The 26,097-nt window shown below is 71.2% G+C and carries 21 protein-coding genes and 1 pseudogene; 13 read left to right on the forward strand and 9 right to left on the reverse strand.

Translation table 11 applies throughout. From position 1 onward, the window contains the following. Positions 1-29 precede the first annotated feature (29 nt). On the reverse strand, positions 30-1,091 hold the full coding sequence (locus ACF08W_RS13155) for a PAC2 family protein (RefSeq protein WP_385210602.1): 1,062 nt from the start codon (positions 1,089-1,091) through the stop codon (positions 30-32). Positions 1,092-1,349: 258 nt separating this feature from the next. On the opposite strand from ACF08W_RS13155, the gene ACF08W_RS13160 reads away from it, so the two are divergent. Both ACF08W_RS13160 and ACF08W_RS13165 read left to right on the forward strand, forming a co-directional pair. Beyond that, on the forward strand, positions 1,350-2,702 hold the full coding sequence (locus tag ACF08W_RS13160; protein ID WP_392279288.1) for an enolase C-terminal domain-like protein: 1,353 nt from the start codon (positions 1,350-1,352) through the stop codon (positions 2,700-2,702). Further along, positions 2,699-3,478, forward strand: a complete 780-nt coding sequence (locus tag ACF08W_RS13165; RefSeq protein ID WP_385210608.1) for an SDR family NAD(P)-dependent oxidoreductase — start codon at positions 2,699-2,701, stop codon at positions 3,476-3,478. Before ACF08W_RS13160 ends, ACF08W_RS13165 begins: the two co-directional genes overlap by 4 nt. 144 nt (positions 3,479-3,622) lie before the next feature. Here the strand turns inward: ACF08W_RS13165 and ACF08W_RS13170 are convergent, their stop codons facing one another. The 5 genes from ACF08W_RS13170 to ACF08W_RS13190 all read right to left on the reverse strand — a co-directional run bounded on the left by ACF08W_RS13170 (position 3,623) and on the right by ACF08W_RS13190 (position 9,501). Beyond that, positions 3,623-4,294 (reverse strand): FadR/GntR family transcriptional regulator, encoded by a 672-nt coding sequence (locus tag ACF08W_RS13170; RefSeq protein ID WP_352280614.1) that lies wholly within the window; start codon positions 4,292-4,294, stop codon positions 3,623-3,625. A 143-nt stretch (positions 4,295-4,437) separates the two neighbouring features. Continuing rightward, the gene (locus ACF08W_RS13175) at positions 4,438-6,048 is read right to left on the reverse strand and encodes an FAD-dependent oxidoreductase (protein WP_385210611.1); all 1,611 of its coding nucleotides are present in this window, start codon (positions 6,046-6,048) and stop codon (positions 4,438-4,440) included. A gap of 5 nt (positions 6,049-6,053) precedes the next feature. Then, the gene (glpK, locus tag ACF08W_RS13180) at positions 6,054-7,589 is read right to left on the reverse strand and encodes a glycerol kinase GlpK (protein WP_392279289.1); all 1,536 of its coding nucleotides are present in this window, start codon (positions 7,587-7,589) and stop codon (positions 6,054-6,056) included. Positions 7,590-7,645: 56 nt separating this feature from the next. Further along, on the reverse strand, positions 7,646-8,437 hold the full coding sequence (locus ACF08W_RS13185) for an MIP/aquaporin family protein (RefSeq protein ID WP_385210615.1): 792 nt from the start codon (positions 8,435-8,437) through the stop codon (positions 7,646-7,648). A 299-nt stretch (positions 8,438-8,736) separates the two neighbouring features. Continuing rightward, complete coding sequence (locus ACF08W_RS13190) at positions 8,737-9,501, reverse strand: IclR family transcriptional regulator (RefSeq protein ID WP_392279290.1); 765 nt, start codon at positions 9,499-9,501, stop codon at positions 8,737-8,739. Between the two features lie 240 nt (positions 9,502-9,741). On the opposite strand from ACF08W_RS13190, the gene metH reads away from it, so the two are divergent. The 3 genes from metH to ACF08W_RS13205 all read left to right on the forward strand — a co-directional run bounded on the left by metH (position 9,742) and on the right by ACF08W_RS13205 (position 15,789). Further along, the gene (gene metH, locus ACF08W_RS13195; protein WP_392279291.1) at positions 9,742-13,254 is read left to right on the forward strand and encodes a methionine synthase; all 3,513 of its coding nucleotides are present in this window, start codon (positions 9,742-9,744) and stop codon (positions 13,252-13,254) included. Positions 13,255-13,372: 118 nt separating this feature from the next. Beyond that, complete coding sequence (locus ACF08W_RS13200; RefSeq protein WP_392279292.1) at positions 13,373-14,074, forward strand: HAD family hydrolase; 702 nt, start codon at positions 13,373-13,375, stop codon at positions 14,072-14,074. Positions 14,075-14,184: 110 nt separating this feature from the next. Further along, complete coding sequence (locus ACF08W_RS13205) at positions 14,185-15,789, forward strand: ABC transporter substrate-binding protein (protein ID WP_392279293.1); 1,605 nt, start codon at positions 14,185-14,187, stop codon at positions 15,787-15,789. A gap of 36 nt (positions 15,790-15,825) precedes the next feature. On the opposite strand, the gene ACF08W_RS13210 is transcribed toward ACF08W_RS13205, so the two are convergent. Together ACF08W_RS13210 and ACF08W_RS13215 are read right to left on the reverse strand one after the other, a co-directional pair. Further along, positions 15,826-16,497 (reverse strand): response regulator transcription factor, encoded by a 672-nt coding sequence (locus ACF08W_RS13210; protein WP_352280599.1) that lies wholly within the window; start codon positions 16,495-16,497, stop codon positions 15,826-15,828. A gap of 18 nt (positions 16,498-16,515) precedes the next feature. Further along, positions 16,516-17,361 carry a PD-(D/E)XK nuclease family protein gene (locus ACF08W_RS13215; protein ID WP_352280643.1) on the reverse strand — a complete coding sequence of 282 codons (846 nt, stop codon included), beginning with the start codon at positions 17,359-17,361 and terminating at the stop codon, positions 16,516-16,518. Positions 17,362-17,532: 171 nt separating this feature from the next. Between ACF08W_RS13215 and ACF08W_RS13220 the strand changes: the two genes are divergently transcribed. The 3 genes from ACF08W_RS13220 (at position 17,533) to ACF08W_RS13230 (ending at position 20,547) form a co-directional block, all read left to right on the forward strand. Then, positions 17,533-18,783 carry a site-2 protease family protein gene (locus ACF08W_RS13220; RefSeq protein ID WP_392279294.1) on the forward strand — a complete coding sequence of 417 codons (1,251 nt, stop codon included), beginning with the start codon at positions 17,533-17,535 and terminating at the stop codon, positions 18,781-18,783. A gap of 50 nt (positions 18,784-18,833) precedes the next feature. Then, on the forward strand, positions 18,834-19,736 hold the full coding sequence (locus ACF08W_RS13225) for a tRNA (adenine-N1)-methyltransferase (RefSeq protein WP_392279295.1): 903 nt from the start codon (positions 18,834-18,836) through the stop codon (positions 19,734-19,736). Positions 19,737-19,968: 232 nt separating this feature from the next. Then, entirely contained in the window at positions 19,969-20,547 is a 579-nt protein-coding gene (locus tag ACF08W_RS13230) for a hypothetical protein (RefSeq protein WP_352280593.1), read from the forward strand. Between the two features lie 52 nt (positions 20,548-20,599). On the opposite strand, the gene ACF08W_RS13235 is transcribed toward ACF08W_RS13230, so the two are convergent. Next, positions 20,600-20,911 carry a ferredoxin gene (locus ACF08W_RS13235; RefSeq protein WP_352280591.1) on the reverse strand — a complete coding sequence of 104 codons (312 nt, stop codon included), beginning with the start codon at positions 20,909-20,911 and terminating at the stop codon, positions 20,600-20,602. Positions 20,912-21,153: 242 nt separating this feature from the next. On the opposite strand from ACF08W_RS13235, the gene arc reads away from it, so the two are divergent. The 5 genes and pseudogenes from arc (at position 21,154) to prcB (ending at position 26,097) form a co-directional block, all read left to right on the forward strand. Next, positions 21,154-22,920: a proteasome ATPase gene (gene arc / locus ACF08W_RS13240; protein ID WP_352280589.1), complete on the forward strand. Its 1,767-nt coding sequence runs from the start codon at positions 21,154-21,156 to the stop codon at positions 22,918-22,920. Positions 22,921-23,155: 235 nt separating this feature from the next. After that, on the forward strand, positions 23,156-24,667 hold the full coding sequence (gene dop, locus ACF08W_RS13245; protein WP_352277597.1) for a depupylase/deamidase Dop: 1,512 nt from the start codon (positions 23,156-23,158) through the stop codon (positions 24,665-24,667). 122 nt (positions 24,668-24,789) lie between these two features. Next, complete coding sequence (locus ACF08W_RS13250; protein WP_124718707.1) at positions 24,790-25,008, forward strand: ubiquitin-like protein Pup; 219 nt, start codon at positions 24,790-24,792, stop codon at positions 25,006-25,008. 101 nt (positions 25,009-25,109) lie between these two features. After that, positions 25,110-25,300: pseudogene (locus ACF08W_RS13255) on the forward strand (endonuclease domain-containing protein); the annotation flags it as partial. After that, a complete protein-coding gene (prcB, locus tag ACF08W_RS13260; protein ID WP_352277596.1) occupies positions 25,252-26,097 on the forward strand; it encodes a proteasome subunit beta in 846 nt (281 codons plus the stop codon). The pseudogene ACF08W_RS13255 and the gene prcB, both read left to right, overlap by 49 nt.

The raw sequence follows: 26,097 nt of genomic DNA on the forward strand, positions 1-26,097 counted from the left end.
CCGGCGCTCCTTCCCCATCGCTCGTGCCGTCACTCCTCCGGCGAATCCTGCGGGCCGTCGCCCTCCTCGGGGCCGTCGCCGTCGCCGTCCTCCTGGTCGGCGGGGCGCCGGCGGGGGCCGGAGGCCGGGCCGCCGCCCGTGTCGGGGCGGAGCGGCTTCGGCGGGCGGGTGCGGCCGCCGGAGGTGTCGCGCAGATAGGAGGTGTCACCGCTCTCCGTCGCATGCCCGCCCGGGGACTGGCCCGGACCGCCGACGTCCCGCCGGCGCAGATAGCGCTCGAACTCGCGGGCGATGGCCTCGCCGCTCGCCTCGGGAAGCTCGGCGGTGTCCCGGGCCTCCTCCAGCGTCTGCACGTACTCGGCCACCTCGCTGTCCTCGGCGGCCAGCTGGTCGACGCCGAGCTGCCAGGCGCGCGCGTCCTCGGGCAGCTCGCCCAGCGGGATGCGGACCCCGATGAGGTCCTCCAGCCGGTTCAGCAGTGCGAGCGTGGCCTTCGGGTTGGGCGGCTGCGACACGTAGTGCGGCACCGCCGCCCACAGGCTCACCGCGGGCACGCCCGCGTGCGCGCAGGCCTCCTGGAGGATGCCGACGATTCCGGTCGGCCCCTCGTACCTGGTCTCCTCCAGGTCCATGGCCCGCGCCAGATCGGGGTCGGAGGTGACCCCGCTGACCGGCACCGGGCGGGTGTGCGGGGTGTCGCCGAGCAGGGCGCCCAGCACCACGACCATCTCCACCCCCAGCTCATGGGCGAAGCCGAGGATCTCGTTGCAGAACGACCGCCAGCGCATGGACGGTTCGATACCGCGGACCAGGACGAGGTCGCGGGGCTTCTCCCCGCCGACACGGACCACGGAGAGCCGGGTGGTGGGCCAGGTGATCTTGCGCACTCCGCCGTCCAGCCAGAGCGTCGGCCGGTTGACCTGGAAGTCGTAGTAGTCCTCGGCGTCCAGCGCCGCGAACACCTCGCCCTTCCACTCCCGGTCCAGATGCGCCACCGCCGTGGAGGCGGCGTCCCCTGCGTCGTTCCATCCCTCGAACGCGGCCACCATGACCGGGTCGATCAGCTCGGGTACCCCGGCGAGCTCGATCACCCAGGCCTCCTTCCGAAGTTCCCTTGTGTACCCATCAACCTTACGGCTTCCGGCCCCTCCTGCCGCTGCCCCCGCGCACAGCCGTCCGGACCCGTTCCCCCGCGGTGCATCAGTGATCGAATCAGGGCATCGAGCATCGAATACATCCGAGCTGTGAGGGGTGGAATTCCAGAAAACCCTGGACGGCGTTGCCTCCAGGACGCTATACATCGGATGACCAGAACAGAGGTCCGATGTTATTCCCCTGGGGGGCCGCACATGAGCCAGACCGTCACGGATTTCGAGGTCCATGACATCCGTTTCCCGACCTCGGAACAACTGGACGGCTCGGACGCCATGAACCCCGATCCCGACTACTCGGCCGCCTACGTCGTCCTGCGCACCGACGCCCCCGGCGCCGCGGACCCGTCGGACGGTGCCGGCTCCGGCATCGAGGGCCATGGCTTCTGCTTCACCATCGGGCGCGGCAACGAGGTGATGGCCGCCGCCATCGAGACCCTGCGCCCCTATCTGGTGGGGCGCCCGGCGCCCCGCACCGCGGCCGATCTCGCCGCGCTCCACCGCGATCTCACCCATGACTCGCAACTGCGCTGGCTCGGCCCGGAGAAGGGCGTGATGCACATGGCGGCCGGCGCGGTCGTCAACGCCGCCTGGGACCTGGCCGCCAAGCTGGCCGGCCGGCCCGTCTGGGAGTTCCTCGCCGGGATGACCCCGGAGGAGCTCGTCTCGCTGGTCGACTTCCGCTACCTCACCGACGCCCTCACCCCCGAGGAGGCCCTGGAGATCCTGCGGGCCGCCGAACCGGGCCGCGCCGAGCGCGCCGAACGGCTCCGCGCCGAGGGCTACCCGGCGTACACCACCTCGCCCGGCTGGCTGGGCTACAGCGACGACAAGCTGGTCAGGCTCGCCAAGGAGGCCGTCGCCGAGGGCTTCACCCAGATCAAGCTGAAGGTCGGCGGCAGCCTCCCGGACGACGTCCGCAGGCTCGCCCTGGCCCGCGAGGCGGTCGGCCCCGGCATCCGGATCGCCGTCGACGCCAACCAGCGCTGGGACGTCGCCGACGCCGTCGCGTGGATGACCGCGCTCGCACCGTACGACCCGCACTGGATCGAGGAGCCGACCAGCCCGGACGACGTCCTCGGCCACGCGGCCGTCCGCTCCGGTCAGCCGGTCAAGGTCGCCACCGGCGAACACGTCGCCAACCGGGTCGTGTTCAAGCAGCTCCTCCAGGCCGGGGCCGTCGACTTCGTCCAGATCGACGCGGCCCGGGTCGCGGGCGTCAACGAGAACCTGGCGATCCTGCTGCTCGCCGCGAAGTACGGCGTCCCGGTCTGCCCGCACGCCGGCGGCGTCGGCCTCTGCGAACTGGTGCAGCACCTCTCGATGTTCGACTACGTGGCCGTCTCCGGCAGCCGGGAGGACCGCGTGATCGAGTACGTCGACCACCTCCACGAACACTTCGCCGACCCCACCGTGATCGAGTCGGGCCACTACCGGGCACCGAGCGCCCCGGGCTTCTCCGCCCGGATGCTCCCCGCGTCGATCGCCGCACACCGCTATCCGGAGGGCGCCGTCTGGCGCTCCCGCCGCACCGAGGAGGCCAACCGATGACCGGCACACGCGACTTCGAGGGGATGGGGGCCCTGGTCACGGGCGGCGCCTCCGGGATCGGGGCGGCCGTCGCGACCCAGCTCCTGGCACGCGGCGCGAGGGTCGCCGTCCTGGACCGGGACACCGCGGGCGCCCCCGAGGGCACCCTGGCCGTCGAGGCGGACGTCACCGACGACGCCGCCGTGCGCCGGGCGGTCGACCGGGCCGCCGCCGAACTGGGCGCCCTGCACACCCTGGTGTCCAACGCCGGCATCGGCTCCATCGGCACGGTGGAGGACAACGCCGACGAGGAGTGGACCCGGGTCCTGGACATCAACGTCCTCGGCATGGTCCGCACCGCCCGGCACGCCCTGCCCCATCTGCGGCGCGCCGCCGCCGAGCGGCCCGGCGCCGTGTCGATCACCCAGACCTGCTCCATCGCCGCGACCGCCGGACTCCCGCAGCGCGCCCTCTACAGCGCGAGCAAGGGCGCGGTCCTCTCGCTGACCCTGGCGATGGCCGCCGACCACGTCCGCGAGGGCGTCCGGGTCAACTGCGTCAACCCCGGCACCGCGGACACCCCGTGGATCGGCCGCCTCCTCGGCCAGGCCGACGACCCGGAGGCCGAGCGTGCCGCGCTCAACGCCCGCCAGCCGCTGGGACGGCTGGTCGCGGCCGACGAGGTGGCCGCCGCGATCGTCTACCTGGCGAGCCCGGCCGCCGCCTCGGTCACCGGCACGGCGCTGGCGGTCGACGGCGGGATGCAGGGACTGCGCCTGCGCCCCGCCGGCGCCTGACCGCGCGGGGTACGGCCCCGAGGGTGCCCGCCCGGCCCTGACACCGGCCGGGCACCCCGGGCCGCCCGGCCCCGGGGCCGTACCCCGCGCTCCGCTCCGTACCCGGCGCTCCACCGGATCCACCGGGGCGCCCCGCCCGCCGCGCTACAGCGTCGAGCGCAGCCACTGCTCCACGCTCGCCACATGGACGGTGGCCCAGGCCCGCGCCGCCTCCGCGTCCCGGTCGCGCAGCGCCGACACGATCGCCCGGTGCTCGTGGAGCGTACGGCTGACCGCGTCCTCCTGGGTCAGGCCGCGCCAGACCCGGGCCCGGGTGGTGGGCCCGGACAGCCCGTCGAGCAGCGAGCAGAGCACCGAGTTCCCCGACGACTGCACGATGCCCCGGTGGAACTCCAGGTCGCCCGCGACCAGTTCCTCCACCGAGGGCCGCGGGCCCAGCGCGTCGAGCTGCGCGGTGAGCTCGTCGAGCCGGTCCTCGGTGATCCGGGTGGCCGCCATCGCCGTCGCGGCGGGCTCCAGGATCCTGCGGACCGCGAGGAACTCCAGCACCGTGTCGTCGCGGTGGAAGTCCACCACGAAGCTCAGCGCCTCCAGCAGCAGTTGCGGGTCGAGGCTGGTCACGTACGTGCCGTCGCCCTGGCGGACGTCGAGGATGCGGATCAGCGACAGGGCCCGCACCGCCTCCCGCAGCGAGTTGCGGGAGAGCCCCAGCTCCGCCGCCAGCTCGCTCTCCTTGGGAAGCCGGTCGCCGGGGCGCAGCGCACCCGAGACGATCATCGCCTTGATCTTCTCGATCGCCTCGTCGGTGACAGCCATGACGGTCCTCCTGGGGCCGGAGCGGGGGAATCAGCCAGCGGAATCAGACATCCGATGTATCCGTTCATTATGCGGGTCGGCCCGAACCGCAGAAGGGGCGGCCCCGACGGGACCGCCCCTTTCTCCGTACGCGTCCGGCCCGGTCAGCGCCGGTCGTCGAGCATCGCTTCGACACCGGCCCGGATGCCGTCCGTCGCCAGGCCCCGGATCGTCAGCGTCGTACGGCGGCGCAGCACGTCGTCGGCGGTCTCGGCCCACTCGTGGTCCCGGGCGTAGGCGACCTGCGCCCAGATCTCCGGCGCGTCCGGGTGGACGCGCTCGGCCAGCGCCGGGTTCTCGTTCGCCATCCGGGCGATGTCGAAGGCGAGCGAGCCGTAGTGGGTGGCCAGGTGCCGGGCGGTGTCGGCGGCCATCCGGGGGCCGGGCGCGGCGCCGTCGACGACCAGCCGGTGCGCCACCGCGTTCGGGTTGGCGATGCCGGGCAGCGGGAGCTTCTTCGGCAGGCGCGCGATGGGCTCCATGTCCTCGGCGAGCGGGTGCCCGGGCAGCGCGGCCAGCTTGTTCATCACGGTGCGGCCGATGTGGCGGAACGTCGTCCACTTGCCGCCCGCCACCGACAGCATCCCGCCCCGGCCCTCGGTGACCACCGTCTCGCGCTTGGCCCGGGAGGTGTCGCCGGGTCCGCCGGGCAGCACCCGCAGCCCGGCGAAGGAGTACGTGATCAGATCGCGCGAGAGCTGCTGGTCGCGGACCGAGAACGCCGCCTCGTCCAGGATCTGCGCGGTGTCCTTCTCGGTGACCGCGACGTCCGCCGGGTCGCCCTCGTACACCTCGTCCGTGGTGCCGAGCAGCAGCATGTCCTCCCACGGCAGGGCGAAGGTGATGCGGTACTTGTCGATCGGGGTGGCCAGCGCGGCCTTCCACGGGCGGGTCCGCCGCAGCACCAGGTGGGCGCCCTTGGACAGGCGTATGGAGGGCGCCGCGTTCGGGTCCTCCATCTTCCGCAGGTGGTCGACCCAGGGACCGGTGGCGTTCAGCACGAGACGGGCGTCGACGCCGAACTCGGTGCCGTCGAGCCGGTCCGTCAGCTCGGCGCCGGTGACCCGGCCCCGGGTGAACCGCAGCCCGGTGACCGCCGCGTGGTTGAGGACGACGGCGCCCGCGTCGACGGCCGCGCGGACGGTCATCAGCGCCATCCGGGCGTCGTTCATCTGGTCGTCGCCGTAGACCGCGACGGCCTTCAGGTTCTCCGTGCGCAGCTCGGGCACGTCGCGCCGGGCGCGCGCCGGGCTGATCACGTGCCCGACGCCGTCGCCGAAGGCGGAGAGCGCCGAGTACGCGAACACGCCCGCGCCGAGCTTGGCCGCGCCGTGCGGCCCGCCCTTGTAGACGGGGAGGTAGAAGGTGAGCGGGTTGGCGAGGTGCGGGGCGACCTGACGGGACACCGCGCGCCGCTCGAAGTGGTTCTCCGCGACCAGCTTGACCGCGCCAGTCTGCAGGTAGCGCAGACCACCGTGGAGCAGCTTGGAGGAGGCGGAGGAGGTGGCGCCGGCGAAGTCGCCGGCGTCCACCAGGGCCACCCGCAGCCCGGACTGCGCGGCATGCCAGGCGGTGGAGATGCCCAGGATGCCGCCACCGATCACCAGGAGGTCGTACGCCGCCTTGGACAGCTGTTCCCTGGTCTCGGCCCGGCTCGGAAGGGAACCGGCGGCCGGGTGGGTCCCGAGGGCCGGGACGCTCTGCAGGGTGGTCATGTCGATTACTCCTCGGCAGTGTTCTCGTCGAGCCAGCCCATGGAACGCTCCACGGCCTTCAGCCAGCTCTTGTACTCGCGGTCGCGGGTGTCCGCGGCCATGCGGGGGGTCCATTCGGCGGCCCGGCGCCAGTTGGCGCGCAGCGCGTCGGTGTCCGGCCAGAAGCCGACGGCCAGACCGGCGGCGTAGGCGGCGCCGAGGCAGGTCGTCTCGGCGACCATGGGCCGCACCACGGGCGCGTCCAGGAAGTCGGCGAGCGTCTGCATCAGCAGGTTGTTGGAGGTCATGCCGCCGTCGACCTTGAGGGCGGTCAGCTCCACCCCCGAGTCCTTGGTCATCGCGTCGGTGATCTCGCGGGTCTGCCAGGCGGTGGCCTCCAGCACGGCACGGGCGATGTGCGCCTTGGTGACGTACCGGGTCAGGCCGGCGATGACGCCGCGGGCGTCGGAGCGCCAGTACGGGGCGAACAGGCCGGAGAACGCGGGCACGAAGTAGGCGCCGCCGTTGTCCTCGACCGACAGGGCCAGCGTCTCGATCTCGGCCGCCGACTTGATCAGCCCCATCTGGTCGCGCATCCACTGCACCAGCGAGCCGGTGACGGCGATGGAGCCCTCCAGGGCGTAGACCGGCTTCTGGTCGCCGATCCGGTAGCCGACGGTCGTCAGCAGCCCGTTGTACGAGTTGACCGGAGTCTCGCCGGTGTTCATCAGCATGAAGGTGCCGGTGCCGTACGTGGACTTGGCCTCGCCCTTGGAGAAGCAGGTCTGGCCGAAGAGGGCCGCCTGCTGGTCGCCGAGGGCGGACGCCACCGGGACGCCGTCGAGCGCGCCGCCCCTGGCGGTGCCGTACACCTCGGCGGAGGAGCGGATCTCGGGGAGGACCGCGGCCGGGATGTCCATGGAGTGCAGGATGCGCTCGTCCCACCGCATCTCGTGGAGGTTCATCAGGAGGGTGCGCGAGGCGTTGGTGACGTCGGTGACGTGGACGCCGCCGTCGGTGCCGCCGGTGAGGTTCCAGATGACCCAGGAGTCCATGGTGCCGAAGAGGATGTCGCCGCGCTCGGCGCGCTCGCGCAGCCCCTCGACGTTGTCGAGCAGCCAGCGGACCTTGGGCCCGGCGAAGTACGAGGCGAGCGGCAGGCCGGTCTCGCGGCGGAAGCGGTCCTGGCCGACGTTGCGGCCGAGTTCCTTGCAGAGCGCGTCGGTCCGGGTGTCCTGCCAGACCAGGGCGTTGTGCACCGGCTCGCCGGTGTGCCGGTCCCAGAGCAGCGTGGTCTCGCGCTGGTTGGTGATGCCGATGGCCTTCACGTCGGCGGCGGTGATGTCGGCCTTGGCGACGGCGCCGGCCACCACTTCCTGGACGTTCGCCCAGATCTCGCGCGCGTCGTGCTCGACCCAGCCCGGCTTCGGGAAGATCTGTTCGTGCTCCTTCTGGTCGACGGAGACGATCCGGCCGTCCCGGTCGAAGACGATGCAGCGGCTGGAGGTGGTGCCCTGGTCGATGGCGGCGATGAACGGGCCGGCGGTGTGTGCGTCGGTCACGGTGTGCTCCCGGAGGTCTGTGTGGTCGTGAGGGGTACGGCTACGGGGGCCGCGGCTCAGGCGAAGGCGACGTTGTAGAGGCCGCCGGCTATCGCGCCGCCGACGAGCGGGCCGACGATCGGGACCCAGGCGTAGCCCCAGTCGGAACCGCCCTTGTTCGGCAGCGGCAGCAGCGCGTGCACGATACGCGGGCCGAGGTCGCGGACCGGGTTGATCGCGTACCCCGTCGGGCCGCCGAGCGAGAGGCCGATGCCGACGACGACCAGCGCGGTGATCAGGGCGCCGAGGGTGCCCAGGCCGTTGCCGTCGTCGTTGAGGCCCTGGGTGAGGATGGCCAGGACCAGCACGACGGTGGCGACGACCTCGGTGGCCAGGTTCTGTACGGCGTTCCGGATCTCCGGACCGGTGGAGAAGATACCGAGGACCGGTCCCGCAGCCGGGGCGGCGGCCTGGTCGACCATGCCGTCCTCACCCGTCCGGGTGCCCACGATCTCCGGATCGGTCAGATGGGCCCGGAACTGCCCGTAGTACGTCACCCAGACCAGCACCGCGCCGATCATCGCGCCGAGCAGCTGGGAGCCGAGGTAGACCGGTACGTCGCTCCACTTCGTGCCGCCCTCGATCGCGAGGCCGATGGTGACCGCCGGGTTGAGGTGCGCGCCCGACACGCCGCCGGCGAGGTACGCGCCGGTCAGCACCGCGAAGCCCCACCCGAAGGTGATGGCCAGCCAGCCGGCGTTCCGGGCCTTGGAGTGCTTGAGCGTGACGGCGGCACAGACACCACCGCCGAGCAGGATGAGCACGGCGGTACCGATGGTCTCGCCGATGAAGATGTCGGAGCTGGACACCCGCGACTCCTTTGTCCTTCGTCCAGGGAAGCCGAACCACGGGTCACTCCGGTGGTCCGCGCCCTCGGGGGGGAGGGCGTTTCCGGCCCTGCGCACCGTCACACCCTAACGCCACTTTCCGTCAGGTGTTCGACAATGCCGACCGGTGAACGGCAATGCTTCCCCTCGGTGCATCGGGCGTCAAGAGTTGTGCGGCCCCGAACCGGATCGTTACCGGTGGGCTCGCGTCCGGAGGGCGGCACGCCGGGCGGGCCGGTCCCGGGCCGCCGTGCGCGGCCCCGGACCGGCACCGGAGCCCGTCAGAACCGGCCGGCGCCCAGGTCCCGGGAGACCGCGCGGGCGCAGTCGCGCACCGCCGCGATCAGCTCGGGGCGCAGCTCCCCGGCCGCGCAGACCCGCTCCACGGCGCCGGTCACGGCCACCGCGCCGACCGGCATCCGGCGCCGGTCGTGGATCGGGGCGGCCACCGCGGCCACCCCCTCCCAGGTCTCCTCGACGTCGGCCGCCCAGCCACGTGCCCGGATCAGGTCGAGCATCGCCTCGAACTCCTCCGCGCCGGTCACCGTGCGCGGGGTGAAGGACTGCCGCTCGGCCTCCATGGCCTCGGTGTGCGCCACCGGGTCGTACGCCGCCAGCACCTTGCCCAGGGCCGTGGAGTGGAGCGGCTGCATGGCGCCGACCTCCAGCACCTGGCGGCTGTCGTCGGGCCGGAAGACGTGGTGGACGACGAGGATGCCCTGCTGGTGCAGCACGCCCAGATGGGCGCTCTCGCCGCTGGAGCGGGCCAGGTCGTCCGTCCAGACCAGGGCGCGGGCCCGCAGCTCGTGCACGTCCAGATAGCTGTTGCCCAGGCGCAGCAGCTCGGCCCCCAGCTGGTAGCGGCCGGACGCCGCGTCCTGCTCGACGAAGCCCTCGTGCTGGAGGGTGCGCAGGATGCCGTGCGCGGTGCCCTTGGCCAGCCCCAGCGAAGAGGCGATGTCGGACAGTCCCAGCCGCCGCTCGCCGCCTGCCAGCAGGCGCAGCATCGCCGCCGCCCGCTCCAGCGACTGGATGTTCTTGGCCATCGCGCCGTACTCCTCCACCTCGGTTCGACAATGCTGAACACTATCGGTCGATGCCGACCAGTGCTCGGTCATGCGACGAAACCGCGCCACCTCATGGATCCGGACATCTCCCCGCACAGCATGCAGTCCGCTCCGTGGGACGGAGTGACGGCCCCGGCCGTCACCGGGCTACGCTGGCCCGGTGCGTCTTCCACCGAAGTGCGCAAAGCCGACAGCCGTCGCATCCCAGGGAGCACATCCATGGCCTCGTTGCCGACCCCTTCCGCCGACAGCCGGAACCGAGCCGAAGCCCTCCGCGAGGCACTCGCCACCCGTGTCGTGGTGGCCGACGGCGCCATGGGCACCATGCTCCAGGCGCAGGACCCGACCCTCGACGACTTCCAGGACCTCGAGGGCTGCAACGAGATCCTGAACGTCACCCGCCCCGACATCGTGCGATCGGTGCACCAGGAGTACTTCGCCGCAGGGGTGGACTGCGTCGAGACCAACACCTTCGGCGCCAACCTGTCGGCCCTGGGCGAGTACGACATCCCCCAGCGGATCTTCGAGCTCTCCGAGTCCGGCGCGAGCATCGCCCGCCAGGTCGCCGACGAGTTCACCGCCGACACCGGGCAGCAGCGCTGGGTGCTCGGCTCGATCGGCCCCGGTACGAAGCTGCCGACCCTGGGCCACGCCCCGTACACCAAGCTCCGCGACGCCTACCAGCAGAACGCCGAGGGGCTGATCGCGGGCGGCGCCGACGCCCTGCTGATCGAGACCACCCAGGACCTCCTCCAGACCAAGGCGTCCGTCATCGGCGCCCGCCGCGCCCTCGCGGCCGCCGGCGCCTCGCTGCCGGTGATCTGCTCCGTCACCGTCGAGACGACCGGCACCATGCTGCTCGGCTCCGAGATCGGCGCGGCGCTCACCGCCCTGGAGCCGCTCGGCATCGACCTCATCGGTCTGAACTGCGCCACCGGCCCCGCCGAGATGAGCGAGCACCTGCGCTACCTCGCCCGGCACTCCCGCATCCCGCTCTCCTGCATGCCCAACGCCGGTCTCCCCGTGCTCGGCAAGGACGGCGCGCACTACCCGCTCACCCCGTCCGAGCTGGCGGACGCCCAGGAGACCTTTGTCCGGGAGTACGGCCTCTCCCTGGTCGGCGGCTGCTGCGGTACGACCCCCGAGCACCTGCGCCAGGTCGTCGAGCGCGTCCGCGGCACCGCCGTCGTCCCCCGTACCCCGCACCCCGAGCCGGGCGCGGCCTCCCTCTACCAGACCGTCCCGTTCCGCCAGGACACCTCGTACCTGGCGATCGGCGAGCGGACGAACGCCAACGGGTCGAAGAAGTTCCGCGAGGCCATGCTGGAGGCCCGCTGGGACGACTGCGTGGAGATGGCCCGCGACCAGATCCGCGAGGGCGCGCACATGCTCGACCTCTGCGTGGACTACGTGGGCCGCGACGGGGTGGCCGACATGGAGGAGCTGGCCGGCCGCTTCGCGACCGCCTCCACGCTCCCGGTCGTGCTGGACTCCACGGAGGTCCCGGTGCTCCGGGCCGGCCTGGAGAAGCTGGGCGGCCGCGCGGTGCTGAACTCGGTCAACTACGAGGACGGCGACGGGCCCGAGTCGCGGTTCGCCAAGGTCACCGCCCTGGCCGCCGAGCACGGCGCCGCGCTGATCGCGCTGACCATCGACGAGGAGGGCCAGGCCCGCACCGTCGAGCACAAGGTCGCCGTGGCCGAGCGCCTGATCGCCGACCTGACCGGCAACTGGGGCATCCGCGAGTCGGACATCCTGATCGACACGCTGACCTTCACCATCTGTACCGGCCAGGAGGAGTCGCGCGGCGACGGCATCGCCACCATCGGCGCGATCCGCGAGCTGAAGAAGCGCCACCCCGAGGTGCAGACCACCCTCGGCCTGTCCAACATCTCCTTCGGCCTCAACCCGGCCGCCCGTGTCGTGCTGAACTCCGTCTTCCTCGACGAGTGCGTCAAGGCCGGGCTGGACTCCGCGATCGTGCACGCCTCCAAGATCCTCCCGATCGCCCGTCTGGACGAGGAGCAGGTCAAGGTGGCCCTCGACCTCGTCTACGACCGGCGCGCCGAGGGCTACGACCCGCTCCAGAGGCTCATGGAGCTGTTCGAGGGCGTCAGCACCAAGTCGATGAAGGCGGGCAAGGCCGAGGAACTGGCCGCGCTGCCGCTGGAGGAGCGCCTCCAGCGCCGCATCATCGACGGCGAGAAGAACGGCCTGGAGGCCGACCTCGACGAGGCGCTCCGCTCCCGCCCCGCTCTCGACATCGTCAACGACACCCTCCTGGAGGGCATGAAGGTCGTCGGCGAGCTCTTCGGCTCCGGCCAGATGCAGCTCCCCTTCGTCCTCCAGTCCGCCGAGGTCATGAAGAGCGCGGTCGCCCACCTGGAACCGCACATGGAGAAGTCCGACGCCGAGGGCAAGGGCACCATCGTGCTGGCCACGGTGCGCGGCGACGTCCACGACATCGGCAAGAACCTCGTCGACATCATCCTGTCGAACAACGGCTACAACGTCGTCAACCTGGGCATCAAGCAGCCCGTCTCCGCGATCCTGGAGGCCGCCGAGGAGCACCGGGCCGACGTGATCGGCATGTCCGGGCTCCTGGTCAAGTCCACCGTGATCATGAAGGAGAACCTGGAGGAGCTCAACCAGCGCAGGATGGCCGCCGACTACCCCGTCATCCTCGGCGGCGCCGCCCTCACCCGCGCCTATGTCGAGCAGGACCTCCACGAGATCTACGAGGGCGAGGTCCGCTACGCCCGCGACGCCTTCGAGGGGCTGCGCCTGATGGACGCGCTGATCGCGGTCAAGCGCGGCGTCCCCGGCGCCGTGCTGCCGGAGCTGAAGCAGCGCCGGGTGCCCAAGCGCGACACCGCGGTCCTGGAGGTCGACGAGCCGGAGGAGGGCGTGCGCTCCGACGTCGCCGTCGACAACCCGGTCCCCGAGCCCCCGTTCTGGGGAACCCGCGTCGTCAAGGGCATCCAGCTCAAGGAGTACGCCTCCTGGCTCGACGAGGGAGCCCTCTTCAAGGGGCAGTGGGGCCTCAAGCAGTCCCGGGCCGGGGACGGGCCCACCTACGAGGAGCTGGTGGAGACCGAGGGCCGCCCGCACCTGCGCGGCTGGCTCGACAAGCTCCAGACCGAGAACCTCCTGGAAGCCGCCGTCGTCCACGGCTACTTCCCGTGCGTCTCCAAGGGCGACGACCTGATCCTGCTCCACGAGGACGGCTCCGAGCGCACCCGCTTCACCTTCCCCCGCCAGCGCCGAGGCCGGCGGCTCTGCCTCGCGGACTTCTTCCGGCCCGAGGAGTCCGGAGAGACCGACGTCGTCGGCCTCCAGGTCGTCACGGTCGGTTCGAGGATCGGCGCCGAGACGGCCAAGCTCTTCGAGGCCAACTCCTACCGCGACTACCTGGAGCTGCACGGCCTCTCCGTCCAGCTGGCCGAGGCGCTGGCCGAGTACTGGCACGCCCGGGTCCGCTCCGAGCTGGGCTTCGGCGGCGAGGACCCGGCCGATGTCGAGGACATGTTCGCGCTGAAGTACCGGGGGGCCCGCTTCTCCCTCGGCTACGGGGCCTGCCCCGACCTGGAGGACCGCGCCAAGATCGCCGATCTGCTCCAGCCGGAGCGGATCGGGGTGCACCTCTCCGAGGAGTTCCAGCTGCACCCGGAGCAGTCCACCGACGCGATCGTCATCCACCACCCGGAAGCCAAGTACTTCAACGCCCGGTAAGACGCCGTTCGACGCGCGGCAGCACCGCAGGTCGTACACTTGTCGGCCCAGTGCAGGCCGGTCGCCCTCCCACGGGAGTGGCGGCCGGCCTTCTCGTCCCTTACGGAAGGTGTGCCGGATGACCAGTACGGTCCCCGCGTCCTTGACCCGCACGGCCGAAGACGCCGCGCTCCAGGCAGTCCTCCTCGACATGGACGGCACCCTGGTCGACACCGAGGGGTTCTGGTGGGACGCCGAGGTGGAGGTCTTCGCCGACCTCGGGCACCGGCTCGACGAGGCGTGGCGGGACGTGGTGGTCGGCGGCCCGATGACCCGCAGCGCCGGATACCTCATCGAGGTCACCGGCGCCGACGTCAGCCTCGACGAACTCACCGTGCTGCTCAACGACCGCTTCGAGAAGCGCATCGGCCGGGGCGTCCCGCTGATGCCGGGCGCCGAGCGGCTGCTGGCCGAGCTGACCGGGCACGGAATCCCCACCGCCCTGGTCTCCGCCTCGCACCGCCGGATCATCGACCAGGTACTGGAGTCGCTGCGCCCGCACCGCTTCGGCCTGAGCGTCGCGGGCGACGAGGTCTCCCGCACCAAGCCGAACCCGGAGCCCTATCTCGTCGCCGCGGCCGGCCTCGGCGCCGCCCCCGAACGCTGCGCGGTGATCGAGGACACCGCGACCGGCGTCGCCGCCGCCGAGGCGGCGGGCTGCCGGGTGGTCGCCGTACCCTCCGTCGCGCCCATCGCCCCCGCACCGGGCCGGAAGGTCGTGGGCTCGCTCGAAGAGGTCGACCTGGCCTTCCTGCGGCGCCTGGTCTCGGCACCGTACTGAACCGGCCACCGGCCCCCGCCCGCCGGGAACCGGAACCCCTCGCTCCTGGACGGTCGACGGCACCCACTACTGTCGCTCTGTCCATGACCGGATGAGGGAGAGCGTCCACGATGAACCGCAAGAACCTGGTGCTGCCGGCCGTCGCCGGCCTCCTCGCACCCGTACTCGCCGCCTGCGGCGCATCGGACGAGGGGACCGGCCGAGGGGCGGCCGTCGTGGTCGGCACCATCGACGGGATCGCCGTCTCGAAGGGCGACCCCGCACCGCTCGACCCCGCCGCCGGCCACGGGACGGGCGCGTGGAACGTGCTCCGCCAGACGGTGCAGACCCTGACCCGGATACCGGTCGGCGGCGGCGCGCCGGTGCCCGAGGCGGCCGAGAGCTGCCGGTTCACCGACCGGCAGAACGAGAGCTACCGCTGCGAACTGCGCCCCGGCCTGACCTTCGCCGACGGGACCCCGCTCACCGCCGACGACGTCACGTACTCCATCGAACGGGCCCTCGCGCTGCATACCCCGGGCGGCCCGGCCGCCGCCCTGCTCGACACGGTCGACACGGTCGAGGCCCAGAGCGAACGCGAGGTCGTCTTCCACCTCCGCACCCCGGACGCCACGTTCCCGTACAAGCTCACCACCCCCGTCGCGGGCATCGTGCCGCGCGGGTCGTACCCCGCGAAGTCGGCACGGACCGGCTTCCGGGTGGACGGCTCGGGCCCGTACACCATGAAGGCGGAGACCGACCGGAACCGGGCCGTCAGGATCAGCCTCACCCGCAACCCGCGCTACAAGGGCAGCCTGAAGATACGGAACGAACGGGTCGAACTGGACCTCTTCGGTACCGCGGGAGCCATGGAGAAGGCCCTCCGCGACCGGCGGATCGACCTGATGACCCGCACCATGACCCCGGCCCAGGCCCGACGGCTGCGGGAGGAGCCCGCGGACGGCGTCGTCCTCACCGAGATGCCCGGCCTCGGCATCCACTACCTCGGCTTCGACACCGGCGACCGGACCGCGGGGAACAGGGCGGTCCGCCAGGCCGTGGCCCAGATCGTCGACCGGGACGAGATCACGGCCACGGTCTACGGCGGCACGGCCGACCCGCTCTACTCGCTGATCCCCTCCGGCATCGCCGCGCACACCAACTCGTTCCACGACCGGTACGGCGAACCCAGCCCCGCCAAGGCCGCGGCGCTGCTGCGTTCCGCGCACGTCCGCACCCCGGTGAAGCTCACCCTGAACTACCCCACCGGCCACTCCGGCGCCGCCACGGCCGACGAGTTCGCCCTGCTGAAGAAGCAGCTCGACCGCACCGGCCTGTTCGACGTCATGCTCCGGGGCACCGCCTGGGACACCTTCCGCCCCGCGCAGCTCCGCGGCGAGTACGCCGTCTACGGCATGGACCGGTTCCCCGACTTCCCGGACCCGGACAACTTCACCGCCCCGTTCCTCGGCCGCGACAACGTCCTCGGCTCGGAGTACACCTCGGTCCCGGCGCGGCGGACGCTCATCCCGCAGTCCCGCCGTGAGGCCGACCGCACCGCGACCACCACGGCCTTCCGGCGGATCCAGTCCATCGTCGCCAGGGACGTGCCCGTGCTGCCGATCTGGCAGGGCAAGGAGTACGCCGCCGCACGCCAGGGCCTCTCCGGCGTCGAACGCGCGGTCAACCCCTCCACCGGCCTCCGGCTCGGCGAACTCTCCCGCGACCCCCGCTGACCGCCGCTCAGTGAGCCGGGACGGGACCGCCCCGGCTCACTGAGCGCCGGGACGCACCAGACCGCTCTCGTACGCGTACACCGCGGCCTGCACCCGGTCGCGCAGCCCCAGCTTGGTCAGCACATGGCCGACATGCGTCTTGACCGTCGTCTCGCTGACGAAGAGGTCCGCGGCGATCTCGGCGTTCGACAGACCGCGCGCCACCAGCTTCAGCACCTCGACCTCACGGTCGGTCAGGGTGTGCAGGGTGTTCGGCGCCGGCTCCTCGCCCGAGGGCAGGTGGTCCGCGTACTTGTCCAGAAGCCTGCGGGTGATGCTCGGCGCGAGCATCGCCTCGCCCGCCGCGACGACCCGGATCGCCTGCACCAGCTCGTTGGCCGGGGCGTCCTTCAGCAGGAAGCCGCTGGCACCGGCGCGCAGCGCCTCCACCACGTACTCGTCGAGGTCGAACGTCGTCAGCACCAGCACCTTCGCCGGACCGTCGCGGTCCGGGCCGGTGATCTGGCGCGTCGCCTCCACACCGTCCATCCGGGGCATCCGGATGTCCATCAGCACCACATCGGGCTGGAGCGCCCGTACCTGGTCGATGGCCTGGAGACCGTCACCGGCCTCGCCCACCACCGCGAGATCGCCCTCCGCCTCCAGGATCATCCGGAAGCCGGTGCGCAGCAGTGGTTGGTCGTCGACCAGCAGGACGCGGATAGCCACAGGGTCTCCTTGTCTCCCTCAGGGGCCTTCGGGGGCCGTGGACCGGCCGGCCTCGGCACGGACCGGCTCCATTCTGCCCTGCGCGCCGGGCTCCGGCTCCGCCGGGCGGACCGTGAGCGGATAGACCGGGGGAGTACCGCCGAACTCGGGGCAGAACGCCCGGTGGTCGCACCAGCCGCAGAGCTTCGTCGGCCGGGGCCGCCACTCGCCCGTCTCCGTGGCCTGTGCGATCGCCTCCCACAGGGCCAGCAGCTTGCGCTCCACCCGCTCCAGGTCCCCGATCACCGGGTCGTACGTCAGGACGTCGCCACTGCCCAGGTAGACGAGCTGGAGCCGGCGCGGCACCACGCCCTTCAGCCGCCAGATCACCAGGGCGTAGAACTTCATCTGGAAGAGCGCGCCCTCCGCGTACTGCGGGCGGGGGGCCTTGCCCGTCTTGTAGTCGACGATCCGGACCTCGCCGGTCGGCGCCACGTCGATCCGGTCGATCACCCCGCGCAGCCGCAGCCCCGACTCCAGCTCCGTCTCGACGAAGAGCTCCCGCTCGGCGGGCTCCAGGCGCGTCGGGTCCTCCAGCGAGAACCACCGCTCCACCAGACCCTCCGCCTCCGACAGCCAGCGCGCCAGCCGCTCGCCGTCGGCGTCCTCGGCGAACAGCTCCGACAGCTCCGGCCGGGACTCCAGCAGCCGGTCCCACTGGGCGGGGACCAGCGCCGTGGCCCGGCCCGCCGTCCGCTCCGCCGCGGGATGGTCGAAAAGCCGCTCCAGCACCGCGTGGACCAGCGTGCCCCGGGTAGCCGCCTCACTGGGCTTCTCCGGCAGCCGGTCGATGACCCGGAAGCGGTACAGCAGCGGGCACTGCATGAAATCGCTCGCCCGCGACGGCGACAGGGACGAGGGAGGCTGGACGGGCGCCGGCAGGGAGGTCATGCCGAAGACCCTACGGCCCGCCACTGACAGCGGGCGACATACCATCGACCCCACAAGCTCCGAACACCGCATCACGCGCCATGGCGCACCGACCGAAGGGATCCCGTGGACGAGAGCGGCGACAGCGGGCGCCCGCAGCCCGGCCCGGAGGAAACGCCCTCCGCGCCCGGCCCCGACAAGGACGGACCGCAGCGCCCCGAAGAGCCCGGCGGCGGCATCCTCATGGGCCGCCCCTTCGGCGTGCCGGTGTACGTCGCGCCCAGCTGGTTCCTGGTGGCCGCGCTGATCACCTGGGTCTTCGGCGGCCAGCTCGACCGGGTGCTCCCCGAACTCGGGGCGGCGCGCTACCTGGTCTCGCTGTTCTTCGCCATAGCCTTCTACGCCTCCGTGCTCGTCCACGAACTCGCGCACACCGTCGTGGCGCTGCGCTACAAGCTGCCGGTGCGCCGCATCCAGCTCCAGTTCTTCGGCGGCGTCTCCGAGATCGAGAAGGAGTCCGAGACCCCGGGCCGCGAATTCCTTCTCGCCTTCGTCGGACCGCTGCTCTCCCTGGTGCTCGCGGGCGTCTTCTACGCCGGGATGAAGTTCGTCGAGCCGGGCACCGTCCCCGGCGTCCTGCTCGCCGGGCTGATGATCTCCAACCTCCTGGTCGCCGCCTTCAACCTGCTCCCCGGCCTCCCGCTGGACGGCGGCCGCATGCTCCGCGCCGTCGTGTGGAAGATCACCGGACGCCCGATGAGCGGCACGATCGCCGCCGCCTGGGTCGGCCGCGCCCTTGCCGTCGTCACGCTGATCGGCCTGCCGCTGCTCACCCGCACCGGCGCCCTCGGCAACGACCCGGCCGAGCTCAGCGGCATGGACACCCTGACCGACGCGCTACTCGCCGCCATCCTCGCCGCCATCATCTGGACCGGCGCGGGCAACAGCCTGCGCATGGCCCGACTGCGCGAACACCTCCCCGAACTGCGCGCCCGCACCCTCACCCGCCGCGCCGTCCCGGTGGAGTCCGCCACCCCCCTCTCCGAGGCGCTGCGCCGCGCCAACGAGGCGGGCGCCCGCGCCCTGGTCGTCGTCGACGGGGAGGGCGAGCCGCAGGGCATCGTCCGGGAGACCGCCATCGTCTCCGTACCCGAGCACCGCCGCCCCTGGGTCGAGGTCGGCGGCCTCGCCCAGGACCTCACCGACGGCATGAAGGTCTCCGCCGAACTGTCCGGCGAGGCGCTCCTGGACCGGCTCAAGGCCACCCCGGCCACCGAGTACCTGGTCCTGGAGGAGACCGGGGAGATCTACGGCGTCCTGTCCACCGCGGACGTCGAGCACGCCTTCGTCGCGGCCCTCGCCAGGCCCGCCTCCTGACGGCCGGGGCTCGCGGCGGTCGCCCCGGAAATCACCGGTACGCTGGTCACATGTCTGAACCGACCGGTGCCGCCCGCCGACGCGGGCCCTTCAAGGTCGGGGACCAGGTCCAGCTCACCGATCCCAAGGGACGCCACTACACCTTCACGCTCGAAGCAGGAAAGAACTTCCACACCCACAAGGGTTCTTTCCCGCACGACGAGCTGATCGGTGCCCCCGAGGGCAGTGTGGTCCGGACCACGGGAAACGTCGCCTATCTCGCGCTGCGCCCCCTGCTCCCCGACTATGTCCTGTCCATGCCCCGCGGCGCCGCCGTGGTCTACCCCAAGGACGCGGGGCAGATCCTGGCCTTCGCCGACATCTTCCCCGGCGCCCGCGTCGTGGAGGCGGGGGTCGGCTCGGGAGCGCTCTCCACCTTCCTGCTCCGCGCCATCGGTGACCAGGGCATGCTGCACTCCTACGAGCGCCGCGAGGACTTCGCCGAGATCGCCCAGCAGAACGTGGAGCGCTACTTCGGCGAGCCGCACCCGGCCTGGCAGCTCACCGTCGGCGATCTCCAGGACAACCTGTCGGACACCGACGTCGACCGCGTCATCCTGGACATGCTCGCCCCCTGGGAGTGCCTGGAGGCCGTCTCCAAGGCCCTGGTGCCCGGCGGCATCCTCTGCGCGTACGTCGCCACCACCACCCAGCTCGCCCGGACCGTCGAGTCCATCCGCGAGATCGGCTGCTTCGCCGAACCGCAGCCCTGGGAGTCGATGATCCGCAACTGGCACGTGGAGGGCCTCGCGGTCCGCCCGGACCACCGGATGATCGGCCACACCGGCTTCCTCGTCACCGCCCGCCGCCTGGCCGACGGAGTGGAGCCGCCGCTCCGCCGCCGCCGCCCGGCCAAGGGTGCCTACGGCGAGGACTACGACGGCCCCGGCAGTCAGAGCGGTTCCTCCCGCTGACCCCACGCGAGGCACCGGCGCCGCCGCCTGCTTTCCGGGCACTCCCCGGGAACTCGGCGGCGGCGCCTCTTCGTTGCCGGTGGGTGAGGACCGCCCCACCGGCCGGGAATCACGTACGACCCCACCGTTCCACCGCTCGGTGAGGTGTGGCACGATGCTGGCCACCCACGCCACCGGGCACCGCCCGCCCCGGGCATCCTCGGGCCACCAGGAACCACAGGAGACATCCCGCGTGCAGACCTCCGAGCTCCCGGACCTCGCGCACACCGACACCACGCCGCTGCACTGGCTCGCCACCGCGGCGGCCATGGCCGCCGTCATCGCGGCAGCCGGCCTGCTCCAGCCGGACCCCACGGCCTCGGCCTCCACCCCGCACCGCACCACCGCGCAGCACGGCACCGCGCCCGCCGTCGCCCCCGACCCGGCCGAGGCGTCCTTCCCCCTGGACTGCGGCGGTTCCAAGAGCGTCGTGGCGGAACAGGCCACCGGCGACCTCGACGGCGACGCCCGCCCCGAGACCGTCGCGGTGGTCCACTGCGACGCCGGATCCGGCACCCCGCCCAGCGGCGTCTACGTCCTCACCCGGGGAAGCGGGCCCGAACCCCGGGTCGTGGCGACCCTGGTCGACCCCGCCCAGGGGATGAGCATCAGCGATTTCGCGGTGCGCGACGGCATCGTCTCGGCCACCCTGCTCGGCTACTCCTCCGACGCCGTGGCGCGCTGCTGCCCCGACCAGCAGGAGCGGGTCACCTGGCAGTGGAAGGGCGGAGCGTTCGTCCGCGCCGTACAGGCCGCCCCCGGCAACGCCTGAAACGACATCCGGCCGGCCACCGAGGGTGACCGGCCGGACGGGAGCGCCGGGATCAGGCGGCCTCGGGCCCGTACACCTCGACCCGGTCCGAGACGCGCCGTACGTGGATGCAGTCCCCGGGGCACTCCTTGGCCGAGTCGACCACGTCCTGGAGCAGCGGCAGCGGCACGGGCGTCGTCGCCCCCGCGTCCTGGAGCAGCTCGTCGTCCGCGCTCTTCACGTACGCCAAGCCGTCGATGTCCAGCTCGAACACCTCGGGGGCGTACTGGACGCAGATGCCGTCTCCCGTGCAGAGGTCCTGGTCGATCCAGACCTCCAGATCCTCCGTGTCGCCACCGTTGGGAGCGTCCTGCTGCACGGTCATTTCTCCTGCCGTTCCCTGCGTATCCGAACCAAAAGAAGCCAGCCCTGACGGGTGTTGAACGGTTCGACGATACAACTGGCGGCTTTCCGATGTTGAAGGGTGGGTATTCCCCTGACACGAGGGGGGAACGCAAGGGTGAAGATCGGACACGTACCGCAGTCTTTGTGATCTAGGGGTTTCAATCATCACCCACGCAGGTAGGGTCAGGAAGCGTCCAGCTCCCCTTGGAGGAGGTGAGGACCGTGGCAGCCCACGACGACGACATCAACCGCGGCATCCGGCCCGGACGGGGGTCCGAAGACCCGGCCGGCCAGGTTGCCTATCTAGAGCAGGAAATCGCCGTCCTGCGACGTAAGCTCGCCGACTCTCCGCGCCATACGAGGATTCTCGAAGAGCGGATCGTCGAGTTGCAGACCAACCTGTCAGGCGTCTCCGCACAGAATGAGCGGCTCGCCAACACATTGCGCGAGGCCCGCGACCAGATCGTGGCCCTCAAGGAAGAAGTCGACCGGCTCGCGCAGCCGCCGGCCGGTTTCGGGGTGTTCCTGCAGAGCAATGAGGACGACACCTGTGACATCTTCACCGGAGGCCGCAAACTCCGGGTGAACGTCAGTCCCAGCGTCGAGCTCGACGACCTCCGGCGCGGCCAGGAAGTCATGCTCAACGAAGCGCTCAACGTGGTCGAAGCCATGGAATTCGAGCGGGCCGGCGACATCGTCACCCTCAAGGAGATCCTCGAGGACGGCGAGCGGGCCCTGGTCATCGGGCACACCGACGAGGAGCGGGTGGTGCGGCTCGCCGAGCCGCTGCTGGAGCTCACCATCCGCCCCGGCGACGCCCTCCTGCTCGAACCCAGGTCCGGCTACGTCTATGAAGTGGTGCCCAAGAGCGAGGTCGAGGAGCTCGTCCTCGAAGAGGTCCCGGACATCGACTACGACAAGATCGGCGGCCTGGGCGACCAGATCGAGCTGATCCGCGACGCGGTCGAGCTGCCCTACCTCCACCCCGACCTCTTCAAGGAACACGAACTGCGTCCGCCCAAGGGCATCCTGCTCTACGGGCCGCCCGGCTGCGGCAAGACGCTCATCGCCAAGGCCGTCGCCAACTCGCTCGCCAAGAAGGTCGCCGAGGTCACCGGCCAGCCGGCCGGGAAGAGCTACTTCCTCAACATCAAGGGCCCCGAGCTGCTCAATAAGTACGTCGGCGAGACCGAGCGGCACATCCGCCTGGTCTTCCAGCGGGCCCGTGAGAAGGCCAGTGAGGGCACCCCGGTCATCGTCTTCTTCGACGAGATGGAGTCCCTCTTCCGCACCCGTGGCTCCGGTGTCAGCTCGGACGTGGAGAACACCATCGTCCCCCAGCTGCTCGCCGAGATCGACGGTGTCGAGGGCCTGGAGAACGTCATCGTCATCGGCGCCTCCAACCGCGAGGACATGATCGACCCCGCGATCCTGCGGCCCGGCCGCCTCGATGTGAAGATCAAGATCGAGCGCCCGGACGCGGAGGCCGCGAAGGACATCTTCGCGAAGTACCTGACGCCCTCGCTGCCGCTGCACGCGGACGACCTCGCGGAGCACACCGGCTCCAAGGAGGCCGCCGCCCAGGCCATGATCCAGTCGGTCGTCGAGCGGATGTACACCGAATCCGAGGAGAACCGTTTCCTGGAGGTCACGTACGCCAACGGCGACAAGGAAGTCCTGTACTTCAAGGACTTCAACTCCGGCGCGATGATCCAGAACATCGTCGACCGGGCCAAGAAGATGGCCATCAAGGCCTTCCTCGAACAGGGCCAGAAGGGCCTGCGCGTCTCTCACCTCCTCCAGGCATGCGTGGACGAGTTCAAGGAGAACGAGGACCTTCCGAACACCACCAACCCGGACGACTGGGCCCGGATTTCCGGCAAGAAGGGCGAGCGGATCGTCTTCATCCGCACGCTCGTCACCGGGAAGCAGGGCGCGGACACCGGTCGCTCCATCGACACGGTGGCGAACACCGGGCAGTACCTCTAGAAACGCCGACCGGCTGCGGCTGCCCGGCCGGGCAGCCGCAGCCGGTCGCTTTCGGTACGTCCCACGCGACACCGCGGCAATGGCGCATTTGATCTCCCCGCCGGCGCAGCGGCGCTCTAGGCTCTTGCGTACCGCCCGGTCGCGCGACGCGTGGACGGGCCGTGCACGCGCACCGACAAGCAGCGGTACTTGAGCGCCGCCCCTCAAGGGAGCGCCGCCGGGCAAGGAGGGCCGCATGACCGTACGGCGAGTAATGGGCATCGAGACGGAGTACGGCATCTCCGTCCCCGGCCACCCGAACGCCAATGCCATGCTCACCTCGTCCCAGATCGTCAACGCCTACGCGGCGGCGATGCACCGGGCGCGCCGCGCCCGCTGGGACTTCGAGGAGGAGAATCCGCTGCGGGACGCGCGGGGTTTCGACCTCGCCCGCGAGACCGCGGACGCCAGCCAGCTCACCGACGAGGACATCGGCCTCGCCAACGTCATCCTCACCAACGGGGCCCGTCTCTACGTGGACCACGCGCACCCCGAGTACAGCTCGCCCGAGGTGACCAATCCGCGGGACGCGGTGCTGTGGGACAAGGCCGGCGAACGGATCATGGCCGAGGCCGCCGAGCGCGCGGCCCAGCTCCCCGGGGCCCAGCCGATCCATCTGTACAAGAACAACACCGACAACAAGGGCGCCTCGTACGGTACGCACGAGAACTACCTGATGAAGCGGGAGACCGCGTTCTCCGACATCGTGCGCCACCTGACCCCGTTCTTCGTCTCCCGCCAGGTGGTCACCGGCGCCGGACGGGTGGGAATCGGCCAGGACGGCCACGAGCACGGCTTCCAGATCAGCCAGCGGGCGGACTATTTCGAGGTCGAGGTCGGACTGGAGACCACGCTCAAGCGCCCCATCATCAACACCCGGGACGAACCCCACTCCGACGCCGAGAAGTACCGCCGGCTCCATGTGATCATCGGGGACGCGAACCTCTCGGAGATCTCCACCTACCTCAAGCTCGGCACCACGTCCCTGGTCCTGTCCATGATCGAGGACGGTTTCATCAACGTCGACCTCGCGGTCGACCAGCCCGTGCGCACGCTGCACCAGGTGTCCCACGACCCGGACCTCGCCCAGCTCATCACGCTGCGCAGCGGTCGCACCCTCACCGCGGTGCAGTTGCAGATGGAGTACTTCGAGCTGGGCCGCAAGTACGTCGAGGAGCGGTACGGGGCCGACGCCGACGAGCAGACCAAGGACGTCCTGAGCCGCTGGGAGGACACGCTCAACCGGCTGGAGAACGATCCGATGAGCCTCTCCGGCGAGCTGGACTGGATCGCCAAGCGGGAGCTGATGGAGGGCTACCGCCGCCGGGACGCGCTGGACTGGGACGCCGCCCGGCTGCACCTGGTGGATCTCCAGTACGCCGACGTGCGGGCCGAGAAGGGCCTGTACAACCGTCTGGCGGCCCGCGGGAAGATGAAGAGGCTGCTGGACGAGAGCGAGGTCGCGGAGGCCCGCACGAAGCCTCCGGAGGACACCAGGGCCTATTTCCGCGGCCGCTGCCTGGAGCAGTACGCCGACGACGTGGCCGCGGCCTCCTGGGACTCGGTCATCTTCGACCTGCCGGGTCACGACTCGTTGCAGCGGGTGCCCACCCTGGAGCCGCTGCGCGGCACCCGCAGCCACGTCAAGGATCTCCTGGACCGCTGCCGCACGGCGGAGGAGCTGGTCCAGGTCCTCACGGGCGGCTGAAACGGCCGTGATCGGGGAATCATCGGGATGACCCCCGGACGTTGAGGGAAAGTACCGGGCCGATGTCGGAGCCCGTGGGTAGGGTCTGATTCAAGTGCTTCGAACCGAGCGGGGTGAGCTAGATGGCGACCAAGGACACCGGCGGCGGACAGCAGAAGGCGACGCGCTCCACCGAGGAGGTCGAGGAGCAGGCGCAGGACGCGCAGGTCTCGGAGGACCTCAAGGACCGCCAGGAGAAGCTGAGCGACGACGTCGACTCCGTTCTGGACGAGATCGACGACGTGCTCGAGGAGAACGCGGAGGACTTCGTGAGGTCCTTCGTCCAGAAGGGCGGACAGTAATCCGCGTATGTGAACGCGAGGGATCGGGGGGCGGTGCGCGCGGTACGGGTCGGGTCGGCCCGTACCGCGCGTTCGCACACGGCGGAACGGGCCGTGCAGCCGCTCCCGGGGTTCGGGTGGATCGCCGCCGCTGGGCGGGTAGGGTCCGTGGCGTAACCGCATCAAACGCAATTCGGCCATCGGCAAGTTGGGAGACGATCCTGACGCCTTGCGCAGGGCCGTCGCTTACCTGGAGGGAAACGCGTGGAAGCCAACACTCGTAGCACCGGGCGTCTACCAGCTGCCTTCCTGACGCCGGGATCCTCTTCGTTCATGGATTTCCTGTCCGACCAGGCCCCCGGAATGCTCCCGGGCAACCGGAACCTGCCGCCCCTGAAGGGGGCGGTCGAGGCCCCCCACGGGACGACGATCGTCGCTGCGACGTTCCCCGGCGGCGTGGTCCTGGCCGGCGACCGGCGCGCGACCATGGGGAACATGATCGCGCAGCGCGACATCGAGAAGGTCTTCCCGGCCGACGAGTACTCGGCGGTGGGCATCGCCGGCACCGCCGGGCTGGCCGTGGAGATGGTCAAGCTCTTCCAGTTGGAGCTGGAGCACTTCGAGAAGGTCGAGGGCGCGCAGCTCTCCCTGGAGGGCAAGGCCAACCGGCTCTCCACGATGATCCGCAGCAACCTGGCCATGGCCATGCAGGGCCTCGCCGTCGTCCCGCTCTTCGCCGGCTTCGACGTCGACCGTGAGCGGGGGCGCATCTTCTCGTACGACGTCACCGGCGGCCGCTCCGAGGAGCACGGGTACGCGGCCACCGGCTCCGGCTCGGTCTTCGCCCGCAACTCGATGAAGAAGCTCTACCGCCAGGACCTGACGGAGCAGGACGCCCTCACCCTGGTCGTGCAGGCGCTGTACGACGCCGCGGACGACGACTCGGCGACCGGTGGTCCGGACGTGGCCCGGCGCATCTATCCCATCGTCACCGTCATCACCGACGAGGGCTTCCGGAGGCTGGACGAGGCGGAATCCTCCGAGATCGCCCGCGCCGTCCTGGAACACCGGCTGGAGCAGCCCGACGGCCCGCGCGCCGCGCTGCTCTGA

Source organism: Streptomyces sp. NPDC015144, from assembly GCF_043079735.1.
GTDB lineage: Bacteria > Actinomycetota > Actinomycetes > Streptomycetales > Streptomycetaceae > Streptomyces.